General features: G+C 75.5%; 15 protein-coding genes. 6 read left to right on the top strand and 9 right to left on the bottom strand.

The window, feature by feature from the left end; genetic code table 11:
• Positions 1 to 18 precede the first annotated feature (18 nt).
• Both V2S66_RS10655 and V2S66_RS10650 read right to left on the bottom strand, forming a co-directional pair.
• Complete coding sequence (locus tag V2S66_RS10655; RefSeq protein ID WP_330794350.1) at positions 19 to 1269, bottom strand: C39 family peptidase; 1251 nt, start codon at positions 1267 to 1269, stop codon at positions 19 to 21.
• A 457-nt stretch (positions 1270 to 1726) separates the two neighbouring features.
• Positions 1727 to 3394 (bottom strand): glycoside hydrolase family 3 N-terminal domain-containing protein, encoded by a 1668-nt coding sequence (locus tag V2S66_RS10650; RefSeq protein WP_330794349.1) that lies wholly within the window; start codon positions 3392 to 3394, stop codon positions 1727 to 1729.
• Positions 3395 to 3718: 324 nt separating this feature from the next.
• Between V2S66_RS10650 and V2S66_RS10645 the strand changes: the two genes are divergently transcribed.
• The 4 genes from V2S66_RS10645 (at position 3719) to V2S66_RS10630 (ending at position 8631) form a co-directional block, all read left to right on the top strand.
• Entirely contained in the window at positions 3719 to 5023 is a 1305-nt protein-coding gene (locus tag V2S66_RS10645; RefSeq protein WP_330794348.1) for an extracellular solute-binding protein, read from the top strand.
• Positions 5024 to 5090: 67 nt separating this feature from the next.
• On the top strand, positions 5091 to 6032 hold the full coding sequence (locus V2S66_RS10640; RefSeq protein ID WP_330794347.1) for a carbohydrate ABC transporter permease: 942 nt from the start codon (positions 5091 to 5093) through the stop codon (positions 6030 to 6032).
• A complete protein-coding gene (locus tag V2S66_RS10635) occupies positions 6029 to 6895 on the top strand; it encodes a carbohydrate ABC transporter permease (RefSeq protein ID WP_330794346.1) in 867 nt (288 codons plus the stop codon). The genes V2S66_RS10640 and V2S66_RS10635 overlap by 4 nt, the downstream gene beginning before the upstream one ends.
• Before the next feature lie 122 nt (positions 6896 to 7017).
• Entirely contained in the window at positions 7018 to 8631 is a 1614-nt protein-coding gene (locus V2S66_RS10630; protein ID WP_330794345.1) for a PucR family transcriptional regulator, read from the top strand.
• Positions 8632 to 8733: 102 nt separating this feature from the next.
• Here the strand turns inward: V2S66_RS10630 and V2S66_RS10625 are convergent, their stop codons facing one another.
• Complete coding sequence (locus V2S66_RS10625; protein ID WP_330794344.1) at positions 8734 to 9993, bottom strand: S8 family peptidase; 1260 nt, start codon at positions 9991 to 9993, stop codon at positions 8734 to 8736.
• Positions 9994 to 10165: 172 nt separating this feature from the next.
• Here V2S66_RS10625 and V2S66_RS10620 point away from each other — a divergent pair, with 172 nt between their 5' ends.
• Positions 10166 to 11281, top strand: coding sequence for a PP2C family protein-serine/threonine phosphatase (locus V2S66_RS10620; protein ID WP_330794343.1), 1116 nt, complete (start codon positions 10166 to 10168; stop codon positions 11279 to 11281).
• Between the two features lie 9 nt (positions 11282 to 11290).
• Here the strand turns inward: V2S66_RS10620 and V2S66_RS10615 are convergent, their stop codons facing one another.
• The 5 genes from V2S66_RS10615 to V2S66_RS10595 all read right to left on the bottom strand — a co-directional run bounded on the left by V2S66_RS10615 (position 11291) and on the right by V2S66_RS10595 (position 15715).
• On the bottom strand, positions 11291 to 12283 hold the full coding sequence (locus V2S66_RS10615) for a L,D-transpeptidase (protein ID WP_330794342.1): 993 nt from the start codon (positions 12281 to 12283) through the stop codon (positions 11291 to 11293).
• 191 nt (positions 12284 to 12474) lie between these two features.
• Positions 12475 to 13308: a TylF/MycF/NovP-related O-methyltransferase gene (locus tag V2S66_RS10610; RefSeq protein ID WP_330794341.1), complete on the bottom strand. Its 834-nt coding sequence runs from the start codon at positions 13306 to 13308 to the stop codon at positions 12475 to 12477.
• Positions 13309 to 13471: 163 nt separating this feature from the next.
• Positions 13472 to 14278 (bottom strand): hypothetical protein, encoded by an 807-nt coding sequence (locus V2S66_RS10605; RefSeq protein ID WP_330794340.1) that lies wholly within the window; start codon positions 14276 to 14278, stop codon positions 13472 to 13474.
• Positions 14275 to 14829: a SigE family RNA polymerase sigma factor gene (locus tag V2S66_RS10600; protein WP_330794339.1), complete on the bottom strand. Its 555-nt coding sequence runs from the start codon at positions 14827 to 14829 to the stop codon at positions 14275 to 14277. The genes V2S66_RS10605 and V2S66_RS10600 overlap by 4 nt, the downstream gene beginning before the upstream one ends.
• Before the next feature lie 130 nt (positions 14830 to 14959).
• Complete coding sequence (locus tag V2S66_RS10595) at positions 14960 to 15715, bottom strand: hypothetical protein (protein WP_330794338.1); 756 nt, start codon at positions 15713 to 15715, stop codon at positions 14960 to 14962.
• Between the two features lie 215 nt (positions 15716 to 15930).
• On the opposite strand from V2S66_RS10595, the gene V2S66_RS10590 reads away from it, so the two are divergent.
• The gene (locus V2S66_RS10590; protein ID WP_330794337.1) at positions 15931 to 16512 is read left to right on the top strand and encodes a DinB family protein; all 582 of its coding nucleotides are present in this window, start codon (positions 15931 to 15933) and stop codon (positions 16510 to 16512) included.
• 66 nt (positions 16513 to 16578) lie between these two features.
• Here V2S66_RS10590 and V2S66_RS10585 read toward each other — a convergent pair whose 3' ends face one another.
• Positions 16579 to 17445, bottom strand: coding sequence for an SDR family oxidoreductase (locus V2S66_RS10585; protein ID WP_330794336.1), 867 nt, complete (start codon positions 17443 to 17445; stop codon positions 16579 to 16581).
• Between the last annotated feature and the right edge of the window lie 51 nt (positions 17446 to 17496).

Genomic DNA, 17496 nt, shown 5'->3' with positions numbered 1-17496 from the left:
GCGCGGCGGCAACGGCCTTCACCAGCGCGGCGGTTCGCCCGGCGGACGCGGCGGCAGCGGATGCCCCGGCGGATGGACGAGATAGGCCGCGCCCGCGACGCCGCCGGAGAGCCACACGCGGGCGAACGCGTCCCGCGGGTAGACCCGGCGGACCGTGTCGTCGGCGGCCGACAGCGGGTCGTTGACGACCACGTCCCCGGCCCCGGTGAAACCGCACACCACCACGATGTTGCCCGCGGTCGTGTACGAGGGGCCGGGGGCGGTCAGCTCACCGCTGCGGAAGGCGAGCGAGGCCGCGACGGGGATGCCCGCGGCGACGAAACGCTCCAGGTCGGTGAGCGACAGCAGCCGCACCACCATGCCGTGCAGCCCGAACCGGGCCGGATAGGCCGCGTTGAAGGCCCAGTTGCCGCAGCCGCGGTAGGCGTAGTCGTAGACCTGCCGGGCGGCGAAGTCCACCTGCGGCGCCGGGTCCTCGGGGTCCAGCCACGCGCAGTCGGCGGCGGACGGCCCGCGTCCGAAGAACTCCGTCAGCATGGCGGTGCACGCGGGCCCCGCCCACGCCTCGCCGCCGCCGTCCCACTGCGGGCAGTGCCCGGCGTGCACGCCCTGGGACCGGGCCGGTACGTCCAGCACCGTGCCCCAGGCGCCCGCGTGCCGCGCGCCCGGGGGGACGCCCGGGCTGACGGGGCCGCCCGCCGGGGCCCGCGCGGGGCGCGAGGCCACCGCGTGCAGCCGGCTCAGCGCGGGCGCGGCGCCGCCGCCCGGCGGCCCGGCCGCGTCGACGGCGAGGTGGACGGCCAGGCGGTAGGCGCTCACCCCGCCGGGTCCCGCCGTGAACGTGTCGACGTCCACCCGGCCGTGCCGGTCGCCCTGGCCGGGCACGGTGGCGCGGTGCGCCAGCGCGTCGCCCGCGCACCAGTGCGCCATCACGTACCAGCCCGACGCGCCGCCGCGCGCGTCGCGCACCTGGAGCCGTACGGTCAGGCGGGCACCGTCCGGCGCGTCGGCCGTCCACGACGGGATCACGTCCGTGGCCGTGAACGGCAGTTCCACCCAGGGCGAGGTCCACCGCCCGTACTGCCACGTGACGCTCCCGTGGCCGAACGGATCGCCGTAGACCTCCTGCCCCGCGGGCGTCCCGGCGAGCCGCAGCGCGCCCGCCCGCCAGCGCAGCCCGTCGGCGCTGCCGCCGGCGAAGTCGGCCTCCGCGCACCACCGTTGCAGCGTGGCGCGGGCGGCCGGGGGCCGCTGTGCGTTGCCTGTCACGATGTGCCCGCCGCTTCGGTCGTCGCTCGCCGGGGGTCACCGTATCCGCCCTGAGCAGCGGGGACCCTCCCGGGGGCATCCCCGGCCCTCATCGCGGCGTCCACCCGGCCGGTAACGGTCCGCCCGGCCGACCGCGCACCTCGCACGACGCGCCGCCGCTCATCCCCAGCGCCCTCACCCGCGGACCTCCCCTGACGGCTTCCCCGCACGAGCCCGCGGCGGCGGACGGTCGCGACGACGGTAGGTCGGCCACGCGCCGAAAGCGATCACGCGCGCGGGAGTTCACCCCCAGTGCACTCCCGCCTCCGGCGCCCGCCGCACGGCCCCCGCGCGAGCCCGCGCCGGCGGGCGGTCGGCCGTGCTCCCCAGGCGACCACGGTGGGGGAGTTCCCCGTCAGGGCGCCCCCGCCTGCGGCGCGCGCCGCAGCCGGGGGCGCCCTCGGCTGACACCGGGGCGTCAGCGGTCCAGCAGGAGTGAGACGGCCGCGCGGGCGGAGGCGAGGGAGGGGCCGTGGGTGGCGAGGTGCCAGGCGCCGGGGCGGGCGGGGCCGGGGAGGCCCATCTCGATGACGCCGGCGTCGGGGCGGCGGGCGAGGAGGTGGCGGACGGCGTCGCTGATCCAGGTGTGCCGGGAGGCGTCGCGGACGACCAGGAGCAGGGGACGGGCGGGGTGGGCGAGGGCCGCGGCGTAGCCGTCCTCGTCGCAGTCGGGCGGCGTCAGCGTGAGGGTGTCGGTGCCGGGGAGGCGGGCGGCCAGGAGGCCGGCGACGCCCCAGGGGGTGCGGCGGCCCACGGCGACGGTGCGCGGCGGGTCGAAGGTGACGACGACCGGCGGCCGGTCGAAGCGGGGCGCCGGCCCCCGCAGTTCCAGTGCGCGGGCGGCGGCGAGCGCACCCAGCGGGGCCCTGGCGCCTGGCGTGTGGATCTCCGCGGCGTCGCGTCGCCCGGCGCGCACGTCTGCGGCGTTGCCGTCGGTCGACGACAGCTCCCTCGGCCTGGCGGCCGGGGAGGTACCCCCACCGCGTCGCTCTCCTCCTCCGCCTTGCAGCCGCACGCACCGGACCCCGCTCCTTCCCCCACGCAGATCCACACGCCAGGGCCTCGCGGAACCGCCGCCCACGGACGGCGGCGCGGGCGGCGTGGGCACCGCGATCCCGCGGACCCGGTCCGCCGCCGAGACCAGGCGCTCCTCGGCGAGCACACCCGTGCGTACCGCGTCCACCACGGCGTCGCACACCGCGCGGACGGTCGCCTCGCCGGTGCGGCGCGCGCCGAGGCACAGGACGTCGGCGCCCGCCGCCAGCGCCCGTACGGCCAGGGCCGGCAGCGGCTCGCCGGCCGCCACCGCGTCCATCTCCAGGGCGTCGGTGACGATCGCACCGGTGAAGCCGAGCCGGCCGCGGAGCAGCCCGGTCAGCGCCGCCGGGCTGAGACTGGCCGGGCGGTCGGCGTCCAGGCAGGGAACCAGCAGGTGCCCGGCCATCACGGTGCGCACCCCGGCCTGGATCGCGGCCACGAAAGGCGGCAGCTCCCGCCGCCACAGAACCTCCTCGTCGATCCCCAGCACCGGAAGCGCGTGGTGGGAGTCGACGGACGTGTCTCCGTGCCCGGGGAAGTGCTTGGCGCAGGCCGCCACACCGGCGGACTGCAGGCCGCCGACGAAGGCGGCGGTGTGGTCGGCGACCTCCCGCGCGCCGGAGCCGAACGACCGCACGCCGATCACCGGGTTGTCCGGGTCGGAGGTGACGTCGGCGGTGGGGGCGTAGGCCAGGGTGATGCCGACCGCGGCGAGGAACGCCCCCATCTCGGCGGCGACCGCGCCGGTCAGCCGGGGATCGCCGACCCGGCCGAGCACCGCGTTGCCCGGCCAGCTGCTGCCGTGCGCGGACTCCAGCCGGGTGATCGCGCCGCCCTCCTCGTCGCAGGCCACGACCACCTCCGGGTTCGCCTCGCGCAGCGCCGCCGTCAGGTCGGCCGTCTGCTCGGGCCCCGGCGTGTTGCGGGCGAACAGGCAGACGCCGCCCAGGCCCTCGCCGAGCAGCCGGCGCAGCCAGTCCGGCGGCGCGGTCCCCTCGAAACCCGGCTGGATCACGGTCAGCGCACGGCGGCGCAACTCCTGCGGCACGCGTCCTCCTCGGCTCGGCCACGGATACGGGCACGGAACGGCGACGCGCGGCACCGTAACCCTGCCGTGCCGCCCGCACCAAGCGGACGCGCGGCCGCGGCGCCGGCCAAAGGCCCTGCTCAGATCGGCGTGTTCAGTGGCAGTGAACTTTCCCCGAGGCGATTGCCGCCAGCCGCGGACGCCTGTCAGCCTTCGTCCGCCCCCAGCACACCAGCCGCACCAGCGCCACCGGACGCACCGGAGACACCGGCCGTACGGACGGTGCCGGCCGCGCAGGCCGCACAGCCCCGGTCAGACCCCGCACAGAGAGCAGGTACCCCGCACATGCGACGCCACCTCCGTACCCTCGCCGCCCTCGCCGCGCTGCTGTCCGCCGGAGCCGCCGCCTGCGGCTCCGGCGGAGACGACAAGGGCGGCGGCAAGGACCCGGGCCCGTCCGCCTCCGGCACCCTCACCGTGTGGCTCCAGGTGGACGCCCAGACGCTGTGGCCGAAGTCGGTCGCCGCCGCGACCGCCGACTTCAACAAGAAGTACCCGAAGGTCAAGGTGTCGGTGCAGTACCAGGCGTGGGCCGACCACCTCACCAAGTTCGACGCCTCCGCGCAGGCGGGCAAGGAACCCGACGTCATCGAGCTGGGCAACAGCGAGACCGCGCAGTACGTGCAGGCGGGGGCGTTCACGGACCTCACCGCGCAGCGCGCCACCTTCGACGGCAGCGCCAAGTGGCAGAAGGGCCTGCTCGACGCCTGCACGAACGCCGGCAGACTCTTCTGCGTCCCCTACTACGGCGGCACCCGCGCCGTGGTCTACCGCAAGGACCTGTTCGCCGCCGCCGGGATCACCGGGACCCCGAAGACCTGGACGGAGCTGCGGGCCGACATCGCCACGCTGATGGCCGCGCACAAGGACGACAAGGGCTTCTCCGCCTTCTTCATGCCCGGCCAGCACCCCTACGGCGCGCTCCCGTTCGTCTACGACGACGGCGGGAAGATCGCCTCGCAGGGCGCCGACGGCAAGTGGACGTCCGAACTCTCCTCGCCCGCCGACGTGCGGGGCCTGAAGACCTGGAAGTCGCTGGTCGACGCCGGCATGCGCGGCGACCGCACCGGCGACGACCTCGGCGCGGTGCCGGCGCTGGTCGCGGGCAAGGCCGCGATGAGCTACTCCACCAACGGCCAGCTGGTGCAGGTCTACAGCCAGGACAAGGGCGATCCCGCGCTGAAGGGCAAGGTCGGCTCCTTCCCGATGCCCTCGCCGACGAAGCCCGGCTCGTGGACGCCGCCGTACCTGGGCGGTTCGGTGCTCGCGGTGACCGCCAAGAGCAGGCAGCAGGCGCTCGCGCGGGAATGGCTGCGGGACTTCACCTCCACCGCCCGCGAGAAGGAGTTCCTGGCCGGCGGCTTCCTCGCCAACACCCTGGACCTGACCTCCGCCGACCCCGAGCGCGCCGGGTACTTCACCGGTCTCGAGAACAGCTGGAGCGTGCCCGCCGCCAAGAACTGGGCCCAGGTGGAGAAGAACCTCACCGTCAAGCAGATGCTCGCCGACATCGCCACCGGGAGGCTGAGCGTCGAGGCGGCGACGGCCAAGTACGGCAAGCAGATGGAGGACACCCTCAACGCCTCCTGACCCGCCCTCCGGTCCCGCGGCCGCCCCGCCGCCGCGGGACCGGGCCCCTCGCACGGACGGATCACCCATGACGACCATCGCCCCGCCCAGGAGTTCAGGGCCGGCGTCCGACGCGCAAGCGCCGCCGGCCCGCCGCCGCACCGACCCCACCCCCTACCTCCTCATCGCGCCCTCGCTGCTGGTGCTGCTCGGCGTGCTGGCGTACCCGCTGGTGAAGGTGGTGATCCTGTCCACCCAGAAGTGGGGCGTGGCGCAGATCTTCAGCGCCTCGGGCGCGCCGTCGTTCGTGGGCGCGGACAACTACACCGAGCTGCTCGGCGACAGCGAGTTCTGGTCGGTCCTGGAGCGCACGGTGCTGCTCACCGTCGCCATGGTGGGCCTGTCCATGGGCATCGGTTTCGCCGTCGCCCTGCTCATGCGCCGGGTGCCCGCCTGGTGCCGGCGCGGCATGACCTTCGCGCTGGTGATGGCCTGGTCGGTGCCGACCTTCATCTCCACCGAGATCTTCCGGTGGATGACCGAGTACAACTCCGGGGTGGTCAACTGGGCGTTGGGCACCCAGCCGCACAACTGGTACACCGACTCCACGCAGGGACTGGCGGTGGCCACCGCGGTCGTGGTGTGGGGCGCGGTGCCGCTGATCGCGATCACGCTCTACGCCGGGCTGCTGCAGATCCCGGCCGAACTCGTCGAGGCCGCCCGGATGGACGGCGCGGGCGCCTGGGGCGTCTTCCGCCACATCACCCTGCCGGTGCTGCGCTCCCTGCTGCTGATGCTCACCACGCTCTCGGTCATCTGGGACTTCCAGGTGTTCAACCAGATCTGGATCCTGCGCAACGGCGCGCCCTCCTCCGACTACTACACCCTCGGCATCTACGCCTACGTGAAGGCGTACGCCGCCCACGACTACGGGCTCGCCTCGGCGGCCGCGGTGCTCACGGTGGTCGCGCTGCTCGGCGTGATGGTCGTCTACCTGCGGCAGATCGCGAAGATCGGAGAGCTGTCGTGAAGTCGAGCCGCACCGGCGCCGGCCGGTCCGCCCGCGCGGGCCGGTCCGCCGCCACCGGCGGGTGGACGGCGCTGGGCGTGCTGGTCATCCTCGTGTGGATCTTCCCCGTCTACTGGATGGCCACCACCGCCTTCAAGTCCACCGCCGCGATGGCCGCGGACCCGCCGCAACTGTGGCCGCACGCGCCCACGTTGATCCACTTCCGCAAGGTGGTGGACGATCCGCTGTTCTGGGACGCGGTCCGCAACAGCGCGGTGGTCACCGGGATCACCGTCCCCGTCGCGGTGCTGGTCGCCTTCGGCTCCGCGCTGGCCATCGCCCGGTTCCGGTTCCGCGGGCGCGCCGCCTACCTGACCGCGGTGATGCTGGTGCAGATGGTCCCGCACGTCGCCCTGGTGGTGCCGGTCTTCCTCACCCTCAGCGACGTGGGCCTGTCCGACTCGGTGCCCGGACTCGTCGTCACCTACCTGGCGTTCATCCTGCCGTTCGCGGTGTGGACGCTGCGCGGCTTCGTCGCCTCGGTGCCCAAGGAGCTGGAGGAGGCGGCGATGACCGACGGCTGCACCAGGATGGGCGCCTTCCGGCGGATCATCCTGCCGCTGACGCTGCCCGGACTCATCGCGACCTCCGTCTACTCGATGATCCTGGCCTGGAACGAGTACCTCTTCGCGTACTTCATCCTGGCCACGCCGCAGAAGTACACCGTGCCGCTGTGGCTGACCCACTTCGTCACCAGCGAGGGCACCGACTACGGTGCGCTGATGGCCGGTTCGGTCATCGTCTCGCTGCCGGTGGTGGTCTTCTTCATGCTCGTGCAGCGCCATCTCGCGGCCGGGCTGACCGCGGGCGCGGTCAAGGGCTGACGGGACGTCCGCCCGGCTGCCCGCCGCTCCCGGGCGCCACCGCCCCGCGTCGGGCGAGGCCGCTGGGGCCCGCGGGGCGGTCGTGCATCGACAGCGCCGCGGAATTGGTGCAGCATGCGCGCATGCCCCTCACCGTCCGCGACCTGCTGGCCATCCCGTCGCTGCGGCTGGGGCTGGTCGCGGGACGCGCCGGGCTCGGTTCGGTGGTGGAGGCCGCGCACGCCTCGGAGACGCTCGGCCCGGCGGCGTGGCTGGAGGGCGGCGAGGTCGTCATGACCACCGGGCTGCTGCTCGCCGAGCAGGACACGGCCGAGGCGTACACCTCGTACGCCGAGGACGTCGCCCACGGCGGCGCGGCCGCGCTGGTGCTCGGACTCGGCCGCGGCCTGCCGCTCCAGGAGCCGCCCCCGGCGCTCGCGCAGGCCGCGGAACGCCTGGGCCTGCCGCTGCTCACCGCGCCCGAGCGCACCCCTTTCGTCGCCGTCACCAAAGCCGTGTTCGGCGCCCGCGCCGCAGAGGAGCGGCGCCTGCTGGAACGGACCCTGCGCACCCAGCGGCAGCTCACCGCGGTGACCGCCGCGGGCGGCGGACTCGACGCGCTGCTGCGCGCCTGGCAGCAGGCCACCGGCGGCGGCGCCGTGGTCTGCGACGTGCTCGGCCGGCTGCTCGGCGCGGCCGGCGCGGACGGCCCCGCGGCGCTCGCCGACGCCGCCTCGATCCTCGACGTGGTCGCGCTGCGCGGCCTGCGCGGCAGCGCCGACGGCGACCTGCCCTCGGGCCGCGTCCAGGTGCAGCCGCTCGGCGGCGCCCGGCTGCGCGGCTTCCTGCTGCTGCTCGGCGCGGGCAGCGCGGAGTCCCGGCTGCTCGGCAGCGTCCTGGTGTCGCTGCTGTCGGTGGAACTCGAACGCAGGCACCTCGCCGACGAGCCGCAGCGCCGCCGCCGCGCCCACCTGCTCGACCGGCTGCTCTCGCCCGAACTCCCCGCCGCGCAGGCCCGCGCGCTGCTCACCTCGGCGGGCGTGCACTGCGCCTCGGTCCGCGCGCTGGCCGTCGCGGTCGCCGCCGACGACGAGCGGGCCGCGCCGGCCGAGTGGACCGCGCCGACCGCGGCAGCCACGGCGAGCGAGCGGGCCGAACTGGCCGCGGACCTGGCGATGGCCGTCCCCGGCGGCCTGGTACGGGTCAACGGCGGCGCGGCCGAACTGCTCGTCGGCGACGACGTCGACGTGCTGGGCACCCTCGCCCGCTTCGCCCCCGGCCGCCCCGCCGGGATCGGTCCCGCCGTCGGCCCCCGGCACGCCGCCCTGTCCCTGCGGCAGGCCCGCGCGCTGCTGCCGACCAGCCGCGAACTCGGCCGCCCGGTCACCGCCACCGAGGCCGGCTCGGTCCGGCTGCTGCTCCGGCTCGGCAGCCCCGCCCTGCTGTCGGCCTTCGCCGAGACGGTGCTCGCGCCGCTCGGCACCCAGGACGAGACGGACGCCCTCACCGAGACCCTGCGGGTCTGGCTGGAGACCAACGGCTCCTGGGCGGAGACCGCCGCGCTCCTCGGCGTGCACCGGCACACCGTGCAGTCCCGCGTGCGGCGGATCGGCCGGCTCACCGGCCGCAACATGGACAGGACCGAGGACCGCGTCGACCTGTGGCTCGCGCTGCGCGCCCGCGAGGCGGCCTCCGCGGCGGGCGAACACCCCCACCACGGCGAGCACACCCCCCACCCGGGCGGCCGGCCCCGGTGACCGGCGCGTCCCGCCGCGCCCGGCACGGACACGGCCGCCGGCCGCCGGCGGGGAGCCGACAGCCGGCGGCCGGTGCGGGGCAGCGGGCGGGAGCGGGCCGCCCTACAGCCCGTCGGTGAACAGCAGGCGGTTCGGCGAGTCGCCGGTGACCGCGAGGACGTCCTTCGTGGAGTGGTCGTCGACCCAGCCGGCGACGGCCGCCGCGTCGGCGCCCGGGTTCGCCGCCTTGTACAGCAGGGCGACGCCCGCCGCGTGCGGGCTGGCCATGGAGGTGCCGTCGAGCGCGACGCTGCCGCCGCCGAGCTTCGCCGAGACGATCCCCTTGCCCGGCGCGAACACCGACACGCACTTCCCGTAGTTGCTGAAGTCCGTCTCGTGGTCGGTGGTGTCGGTCGCCCCGACGGTCAGCACCCGGTCCGCGCCGGCCGGCGAGACACGGCACGCGTCCTGCGTGTCGTTGCCCGCCGCGACCACCGGCAGCACACCCGCGTCGGACAGCGCGTCGGCCGCCGCGTTGAGCGCGGGGGAGTAGGAGCCGCCGAGCGAGGCGTTGGCCACGGCCGGCTGCTGGGCGTTCTGCGCGACCCAGTCGAGGCCCGCGATGATGCCCGCCAGGGTGCCCCGGCCGCTGCAGTCCAGCACCCGCACGCTCACCAGCCGCGCCTGGCGTGCCACGCCGTACGTCGCGCCGCCGACCGTGCCCGCCACATGCGTGCCGTGGCCCTCGCAGTCCTGGCCGTTCCTGCCGTCGCCGATCGCGTCGTAGCCGGGCACCGCGCGCCCGCCGAACTCCGCGTGCTTGAAGTCGATGCCGGTGTCCAGGATGTACGCGGTGCCGCCCTGGCCGGTGCCGGCGGTGGTGAACGCGTGGTCCAGCGGCAGGTTGTGCTGGTCGATCCGGTCCAGGCCCCACGACGCGGCCGCCGCCCGGCCCAGGCCGCCCGGCCCGCCCTGGGTGCGGTGCGCGGTCGTCGTGCCCGGCACGGCGGCCGTCCCGGCCGGCGCCTCGGCCGCCGACGCGGTGGTGTCCGAGGCGGTGATGGTGGCGTTCTCCTCGACCGCCGCCACGCCCGGCGTCCTGCGGACCGCGTCCAGCTGCGCGGTGCTGAGCACGGACGCGAAGCCGCGCAGCACCCTGCCGTAGGCGAAGAGCGGGGACACGCCGACCGTCCCGGCGAACTTCGCCGGGTCCAGGGTCTTGTCCAGCGTGATGATGTACTGCCCCGTCACCGCCCGGTCCGAGCGGTACAGCGGGGCCAGGTCGGTGCGGGGCGAGGGCGTGGCGGCCGACGCGCCCGGAACGGCGCTCATCGGCGCGAGCAGGAGGGCCGCGGCGGTCAGGCCGCGAGCAAGACGACGCATGCGAGGACTCCGGGATCGGTGAGGGGACGGGACGCGCCCGCACGAGGACGACGCACGGGCGGGAGCCCCCTCACCGTCCGACGCTCCTGCCGCGGCGCCCGCCGGACACGCCGCGCGCCCCGCGGCGCGTCAGCCGATCGGCCGCCGACCCCCCGCGGGTTACCCTCGCCCCATGATCGCGACCAAGCGGGCCCGGTCCCCCGGACGGGGAGCGGACCGGCAGCGGGACATCGCCCGCCTCTCGCCGCTGCTGCTGGCCCTGGCCATCGGCGCGGTCGCGCTCGCCACCCCCGACGACTTCAGGATCAGCCGGATGCTGCCGGTCGCGCCCGCCCTGGCCGCCTCGATGTGGTCGGTCGCCGCCACCATCGCGCTCGGGGCGGGCGTCGCGTTCGTCGTGGTCGTCATCGGCCTGATCTACTCCGACTCGTCCGCCTGGTTCACCGTCGCCGCGGTGACCGCGGTCACCATGGCCGCCGCGTACAGCAGCCACGTGCGGCTGGTGCGGGAACGCACCCTGCGCCAGGTCCGCTCGGTCGCCGAGGCCGCCCAGGCCGTCGTGCTGCGCCCGCTGCCCGAGCGCATCGGACCGCTGTTCGTGGAGACGATGTACCTGGCGGCCGCGGAGGAGGCCAGGGTCGGCGGCGACTTCTACGACGCCGTCGACACCCCGTACGGCGTGCGGCTGGTGATCGGGGACGTCCGCGGCAAGGGCCTGTCCGCGGTGGGCGTGGCGGGCGCGGTCACCAACACCTTCCGCGACGCCGCCTTCAACGAGCCGGACCTGACACGGCTCGCCTGCCGGCTGGACGCGAACCTCGTCCGCTACGGCGCCATGCTGCCCTCGACGGACGCGAGCGAGCGCTTCGCCACCGCGATCCTCGCCCAGATCCCGCCGGACGGCAGCCGCGTCGAACTCCTCAACTGCGGCCACCCGCCCCCGGTGCTGGCCCCCCGTGAGGGCCGGGCGCGCTACGTCGAACCGTCCGCTCCCTCACCGCCGCTGACCCTGCGCGACCTGCTCGACAGCCCCTACGTGACCGACACCGTCGCGCTCCGCCCGGGGGACCGACTGCTGTTCTACACCGACGGCGTCAGCGAGACCCGGGACCGCACCGGCCGGTTCTTCCCGCTGCTGCAGTGGGTACGGGCACAGGACATGGACCAGCCCGGCGCGCTGCTCGCCGGGCTCCACCGCGACCTCGCGCGGTACAGCGCGCTGGGCCTGGACGACGACATCGCCGTCCTCGCGGTCCGCCGCGCCGTCCCCGCCCGGCCGCTGCGCTGACCCGTCCGGTCAGGCGACCGTCGTGGTCAGCTGACCCGAGCCGCTGTCCTGGAGCCACTTCGACCAGCTGACGTTGAAGTCCGCGTAGCCGTTGCTGCCCTCGGCCTTGCCGCGCGGCGACCCCGTGATGGTCACCGGGTCGCCCTGCTTCACCCAGTTGTAGAACCACTTGGCGTCGGCCAGCGACAGGTGCACGCAGCCGTGCGAGCCGTAGCTGCGGCCCGGGTACGGATCGCCGGTCGAATAGTGGATGTACGTACCGGAGTTGGTCAGGTGGACGTCCCACGGCAGCGTCAGGTCGTAGTAGTTGGGGCTGCTCTTGTCGCAGCTGATGCCGACGCTGCACGAGGTCATCCGGACCGACTTCTCCTTGTCGATCACCGCCATCGTGCCGTCCCAGGACGGCCAGTCGGGGCTGCCCGCGTCGATGGGCAGCGTCTTGACGACCGCGCCGTCGTGCTTGACCTGCATGGTGTGGTGGCTCGCGGAGACGAAGACCTCGTCGTCCGAGCCGACGGTGAAGGAGTGGTGGTAGTCGTGCACGCCGTAACGGCCGTTGCCGTTCGGCACGTCGGTCATCTGGGCGTCGACGGTCACCTTGGTGCCGGCCTTCCAGTACGACTGCGGCCGGAAGTCGACGCGGGTGCTGCTGAACCAGTGCCACGCACCGACGGTCGGCACCGACGTCGATATCCTCAGGTGCTTCTCGATGCCGGCGCGGGCCGACTCGGCCACCGGGTTGCTGAAGACCACCGACACCGGCATCGCGACGCCGACCGTGGTCCCGGTCATCGGCGTGATGGTGTCCAGCAGCATCGGCGGGCCCGCGGGCTTGCTGGGCGTCGGCTTGGCGCTCGGCGTCGGCTTCGAGGTCACCGCGGCCTTCGCGTCGTCGGCCGGGCCGGAACCCTTGGGGCTGCCACCGCCGCCGCACGCGGTGGCGGCAGCCACCAGCGCACCGGTCACCAGCGCGATCCCTATGCCGTTCCTGACCCGCCTCATGCACGACTCCGCTCGATGTCACGTCTTCAGACAGTCCTACTGTCGCAGACGTCCACCCGATCACATCGGTTGCATGAAGCACGTAAGGTCGCAGCGCACGTCGCGAGTCGGCGGCCGGGAGCAGGCGGTCCTGGCGTCCGCGGTGACGCATCTCACGGGGTGCGCCTCGGGAGGCGGCGTGCCGGACGGGTTCAGGGCTTGACGGCCACCCGGCCCTCGTCCATCCGCAGCAGCAGCAGCCGGGCCCCGGTCTTCTCCAGGAACTCGTCGACCGCCTCGCGCGAGCCCTGCCACCAGCCGTAGTCGTCGATCAGCAGCACCCCGCCGGGCGCCAGCCGCGGATAGAGGTGCTCCAGCTCGTGCCGGGTCGAGGCGTACCAGTCGGTGTCCAGCCGCAGGATCGCGATCTGTTCGGGAGCGCCGCCGGGGACGGTGTCCTCCACCCGGCCCCGCACGTAGTGCACCCGCTCCTGCGGGTAGGGGACCTGCTCGAAGCCCTGCCGCACGTCCTCCAGGGTGGCCACGGCCCAGATCGGGCGGTCCCTGCCCTGGCGGGCCATCAGGTCGGCGGCGGACTCGCCGTCGCGCCGCCGGTCCCGCTCGGTCGGCGGCGGCATGCCCTCGAAGGTGTCGAAGAGGTAGAGGTCGCGGCCGGTGTCCCCGGCCGACAGCAGGGTCCTGGCGGCCGCCTGCATGCTGCCGCCGCGCCACACCCCGCACTCGACGATCGCGCCGGGTATGCGGTGCCTGGTGACGTACCGGACCGCGAGCACCAGGGCGTTGAGCCGTTCGGGCGAGGTCATGGTCCAGGGCCGGACGGCGCGGATGGTCTCGCGGGCCTCGTCGTCGTAGTCGGCGGGCAGTTTCGGACCGGGATCGGCCGCGGCGGGCGCGGCCGCCGCGGCGACGGCGGACGGCGTGGCGGCGGGACCGCCCGCGGGGCGTGGCGCGCGAGGCACGGCGCGGCGCAGTTCGTAGCCGGTGAACCTGCCGACCGACCTGTTGACGCTGCCTTTCCATCCCATGCAAGGACGCTACCGCCGCCGGTGAACCCGCGCACGGGTGCGGACCGGGCGAATCGCGCGGAGCGCCGCGCGCCGGGCGCAGGACGGCGCCGGGAGGGGCGGAGGGGGCGGGCGTTGCCGGTGCGGCGGGCACGGCGGTCATGGCGGGTCTCGCGGGCGCTGGTCAGCTCCAGTCGGTCTCGTGGCTGAGCCGGTGGTGCCGCGCGTCGTAGGCGTCGACGGAGGCGATGGTCTCGGCGTCCGGGATCGCCACCGCCCAGGACCGGTAGCCGGTGTGCGGGAGGGTCACCGCACGCGCAGTGTGCTGCGTGCCGTCGTCGAAGGTCACCACCGCGTACGACACCTCGGGACCGGGCATCGACACCAGCAGCCGGGAGCCGGTCAGACCCTTGTCCTGCAGGCCCCACAGTCCCTCGTCGCCGGTCGCGTCGGGGTCGTGGACGCCGTTCACCTGCTCGCAGTCCGTCCACGGGCCGCCCTGGTGGTCGACGCGGACCCCGCCGATGACCATCCGCCGGCAGAGCACCGGCACGCGCGGCTGCGCCCGCGGCCCGAGCGCCCCCGCCGGCGCGTCCGGATAGAGCTCCAGCGTCACCGTCCACGGCCTGCCGTCCACCGTGCCGTGACCGGTCACCGCGGTGTACGGCGGCCTGACCGTCACCTCCGTGGTCCTCGTCGCGGTACGGGGGATCGACGCGGGGGCCTGCGCCCGCGATCCGCCGCCCCACCGCGCGAGCGGCACGGCCACGGCCACCGCCACCGCCGCGGCGACCGCCGCCGCGACCGCGGCGCGCCGCCGCCTCCGGCGCGCGCGGCCGGCTGCCACGATCCGGCCGACGGGTGCGGGCGGCGGCGCGTAGCCGCGCGCCGTGCCGGACAGCGCGCGGCGCAGCACCTCGGCCGGATCGGCGCCGCCGGCCGGCCCGGGGGGCGGCGTCGGCTCGGGGGGCGGCGGGGCGGGCGGCGTCATCCGTGACCTCCATGCGCTGCGGCCAGCGGGTGGCCGGCGAGGGCCGGGTGGCCGCGGAGCTTGGCCAGCGCGCGCGACGCCTGGCTCTTCACCGTACCGACCGAGCAGCCGAGCGCCTGCGCGACCTCGTCGAGCGGCAGATCGTCCCAGTACCGCAGCACGACCACGGCGCGCTGGCGGTCGGGGAGATCGGCCAGCGCGTCGAGCAGCACGTCCCGGTCCTCGCCCGCGCGCGAGCCGCCGCCCTGCTCGGCGCCGAGCGCCTCCGGCAGGAAGGGGAGCAGCAGGTGGACGACCCGGCGCTTGCGGTGCCGGCTGCGGCAGGTGTTGACCAGCGCACGCCGCACATAGTGCTCGGCGGTCTCCGGCCGCACCCGGTGCCAGTGCGGGTAGACCCGGGCCAGCGTCGTCTGCACCAGGTCCTCCGCCTCGTGGAAGTCGCCGGTCAGCAGATACGCGGTCCGCGCCAGGGCATGCCAGCGCGCGGCGACGAACCCGCTGAAGTCGGCCGCCGGACCTTCCCCTGCCGTGAGGGTGTCAGGGTGCTGCACGGAGCGCCTGTCCCCGTCCCTTCGTCATGTCGTCCCGCCCGGGTCCGCCGGGTCCGCCCGCTTCCCGCTGCCCGCTGCCGCTCTCGGCTTCCCGTCCGGCGCCGCGGGTTCCGGCGGCGCCGGCGGCAGGTCAGCGCCAGTCGGTCTCGTGGCTGAGGCGGTGGTGCCGGGCGTCGAACGTGTCGACGGTGGCGATGGTCTCCCCGTCGGGGATCGCCACCGCCCAGGCCCGGTACGAGGTGTGCGGAACGGTGGCCGCGCGGCCGGTGGCCCGGGTGCCGTCGGCGAAGGTGAGCACGCTGTACGCCACGTTCGCGGCGGTGTTGCCCACCATCAGCCGGCTGCCGGAGGTGCCCTTGTCGTGCAGGCCCCACAGGCCCTCCTCGCCGGACGCGCTCGGGTCGTGCGCGCCCTGCACCGGACCGCAGTCGCTCCACGGGCCGCCCTGGTGGTCGATCCGCACCCCGCCGATCACCATGCGCTGGCAGAGCAGCCCGGTGGCCTCGGTCATGGGCGCGCCCATGCGCTTGGCGCCGGTGGGGAAGCCCGCGGGCAGGGTCGGGTAGAACTCCAGCGTCACCGACCAGGCCAGCCCGTCGACGCCGCCGTGCCCGACGACACGGGAGATCGGCGCGTCCGCGTCCGCGGCCGCGCGCCGGGCGTCGGGCGACTGCCGCACGGCCGTGGTGTGCTGCGCGGTGGTCATGTGCTGCGCGGTGGTCTTGTGCTGCGCGGTGGTCATGTGCTGCGCGGTGGCCGCCGGACGGCCGGCGGGACGAGCGGAGCCCGGGGTGGACGCGAACGCGGACGCGCTGAGGGCGGTACCGCCGATCGCCGCTGCGGCCGCGCCGGTCGCGACGATCTTCTGGAAGCGGCTGAGAGCCACGGAGACTTCTCCTTCACGGCATGCCCGTCCGGCGCTCGCCGGACGGTGGGGCACGGCCCGGTACGCCGGGCCCGCGTACCGGTCCAGCGGCGGCCGCCCCCGTGAGCGGCCGCCGCACGGACGTCCGCCCGTAGGTACGCCCGCCGGGCCGGGCCGGGTTGCACGGCGCGGAGGAAATCTTGCGCGGGCGGCCCGGCCGCGCCGAGCATGGCCGGATGAGTGCGGACGGCGGCGAGGACGGCAGGGCGGGCGGCCCGCGCAGACGGGCGGAGATCTTCGGCGACGCGGCGGCGGACCGGCGCTTCGACGCTCCCGCCACCGGCGCAGAACGCGAGGTGGTCGGCGGTGTCCTGCGCGCCCAGCGGGCCACCCTGGAGCTGAAGTGCCTCGGCCTCGGAGCGGAGTTGGCCGCCCGCTCGGTGCCGCCGTCGACGCTGTCGCTGCTCGGCCTGGTACGGCACCTCGCCGACGTCGAGCGCCGCTGGTTCCGGCAGGTGCTGGCCGCCCAGGACGCCCCGCTCCGCTTCTCCCGGCCCACCGCCCCCGACGAGGACTTCGACGGCGCCGCCGCCGACCCCGCGCTCGCCGCCGAGGCGTGGCGCGCCTGGCGTGAGGAGGTGGCCTTCGCCGAGGACTTCGCCGCCCGCGCCCCCGACCTCGACGTCACCGGCCACGACACATGGCGCGGCGCCGTCTCGCTGCGCTGGGTGCTGGTCCACATGATCGAGGAGTACGCGCGCCACAACGGTCACGCGGACCTGCTCCGCGAGCGCATCGACGGCGCCGTCGGCCTCTGACCGTGCGATCGGGCTCGTACGGCCCGACCTCGTACGGCCCGACCCCGTACGGCCCGACCCCGCGCGTCAGGCCGCCGTGACCGCCTCGCGGAACTCCTCGGCGTGCCGCGCGCACCAGTCGGCGAACGACCGCGGCGCGCGCCCGGTGACGCGCTCGACGGTGTCCGTGCGCAGACCCGTGGTGTCCGCGCGCATCAGCGCGAAGCCCTCCACCAGGGCGTCCACCAGCGCCGCGGGCGCGCCGGACGGGAAGCGCGAGCGCACCGCCTCGCGGGCGTCGGCGGCCTGACGGGCCGCCATGTCCAGGCCGGTCGCGGCCGCGAGCGCCGCCACCTGCTCGGCGATGGTCAGCAGGTCGGGTCCGGTCAGCGTGTACGCCCGGCCCGCGTGGCCGTCCTCGGTCAGCACCGCGGCGGCCACCGCGGCGATGTCGGCCGGGTCCACCGGGGCGTGGCGGCCGGGGCCGACGGGGTCCGGCACGTAGCCCTCCTCACGCAGGACGGCCGCCCACTCCAGGGCGTTCGACATGAAGCCGGACGGCCGCAGCACGGTCGCGGGTATGCCGCAGGCGCGGACCGCCTCCTCGCGTGCGTGGTGCCAGCGGCCCATCGCGGGCATCGGGTCGCCGAGCACGTTGGTCGACGACAGCAGCACGATGTGCCGCACCCCCGCGGCCTGCGCGGCGGCCACGGCGTGCGCGGCGTACCGGGTGCCGATCCCCGGGGTGAGCAGGAACAGCCGGTCCGCGCCGGCGAAGGCGGCCGCCAGTGTGCCGGGCGTGTCCAGGTCCGCCACCGCGCGTTCGGCCCGCGCCGGCAGGTCCGCGGCGCGGGCGGGGTCCCGTACCAGCGCGCGGACCCGCGCACCGCGCGCGTCGAGTTCGCGGACGAGGGTGCGGCCGATGGTCCCGGTGGCCCCGGTGACAAGGATCATGAGGAGCTTCCTTCGCTGGTCGGTCCTGGTCGGCCGTGGTCCCGCGGCGGT

The organism is Actinacidiphila polyblastidii (assembly GCF_036353415.1).
Lineage (GTDB): Bacteria > Actinomycetota > Actinomycetes > Streptomycetales > Streptomycetaceae > Actinacidiphila > Actinacidiphila polyblastidii.
This window is presented reverse-complemented; position numbering and strand designations above follow the sequence as displayed.

Excerpts from the sequence above, each read along its gene's own strand:
- V2S66_RS10630 (WP_330794345.1), top strand. The coding sequence starts at position 7,018 with ATGCCCCTCACCGTCCGCGACCTGCTGGCCATCCCGTCGCTGCGGCTG.
- V2S66_RS10585 (WP_330794336.1), bottom strand. The coding sequence starts at position 17,445 with ATGATCCTTGTCACCGGGGCCACCGGGACCATCGGCCGCACCCTCGTC.
- V2S66_RS10640 (WP_330794347.1), top strand. The coding sequence starts at position 5,091 with ATGACGACCATCGCCCCGCCCAGGAGTTCAGGGCCGGCGTCCGACGCG.
- V2S66_RS10625 (WP_330794344.1), bottom strand. The coding sequence starts at position 9,993 with ATGCGTCGTCTTGCTCGCGGCCTGACCGCCGCGGCCCTCCTGCTCGCG.
- V2S66_RS10590 (WP_330794337.1), top strand. The coding sequence starts at position 15,931 with ATGAGTGCGGACGGCGGCGAGGACGGCAGGGCGGGCGGCCCGCGCAGA.
- V2S66_RS10610 (WP_330794341.1), bottom strand. The coding sequence starts at position 13,308 with ATGGGATGGAAAGGCAGCGTCAACAGGTCGGTCGGCAGGTTCACCGGC.
- V2S66_RS10620 (WP_330794343.1), top strand. The coding sequence starts at position 10,166 with ATGATCGCGACCAAGCGGGCCCGGTCCCCCGGACGGGGAGCGGACCGG.
- V2S66_RS10615 (WP_330794342.1), bottom strand. The coding sequence starts at position 12,283 with ATGAGGCGGGTCAGGAACGGCATAGGGATCGCGCTGGTGACCGGTGCG.
- V2S66_RS10645 (WP_330794348.1), top strand. The coding sequence starts at position 3,719 with ATGCGACGCCACCTCCGTACCCTCGCCGCCCTCGCCGCGCTGCTGTCC.
- V2S66_RS10605 (WP_330794340.1), bottom strand. The coding sequence starts at position 14,278 with ATGACGCCGCCCGCCCCGCCGCCCCCCGAGCCGACGCCGCCCCCCGGG.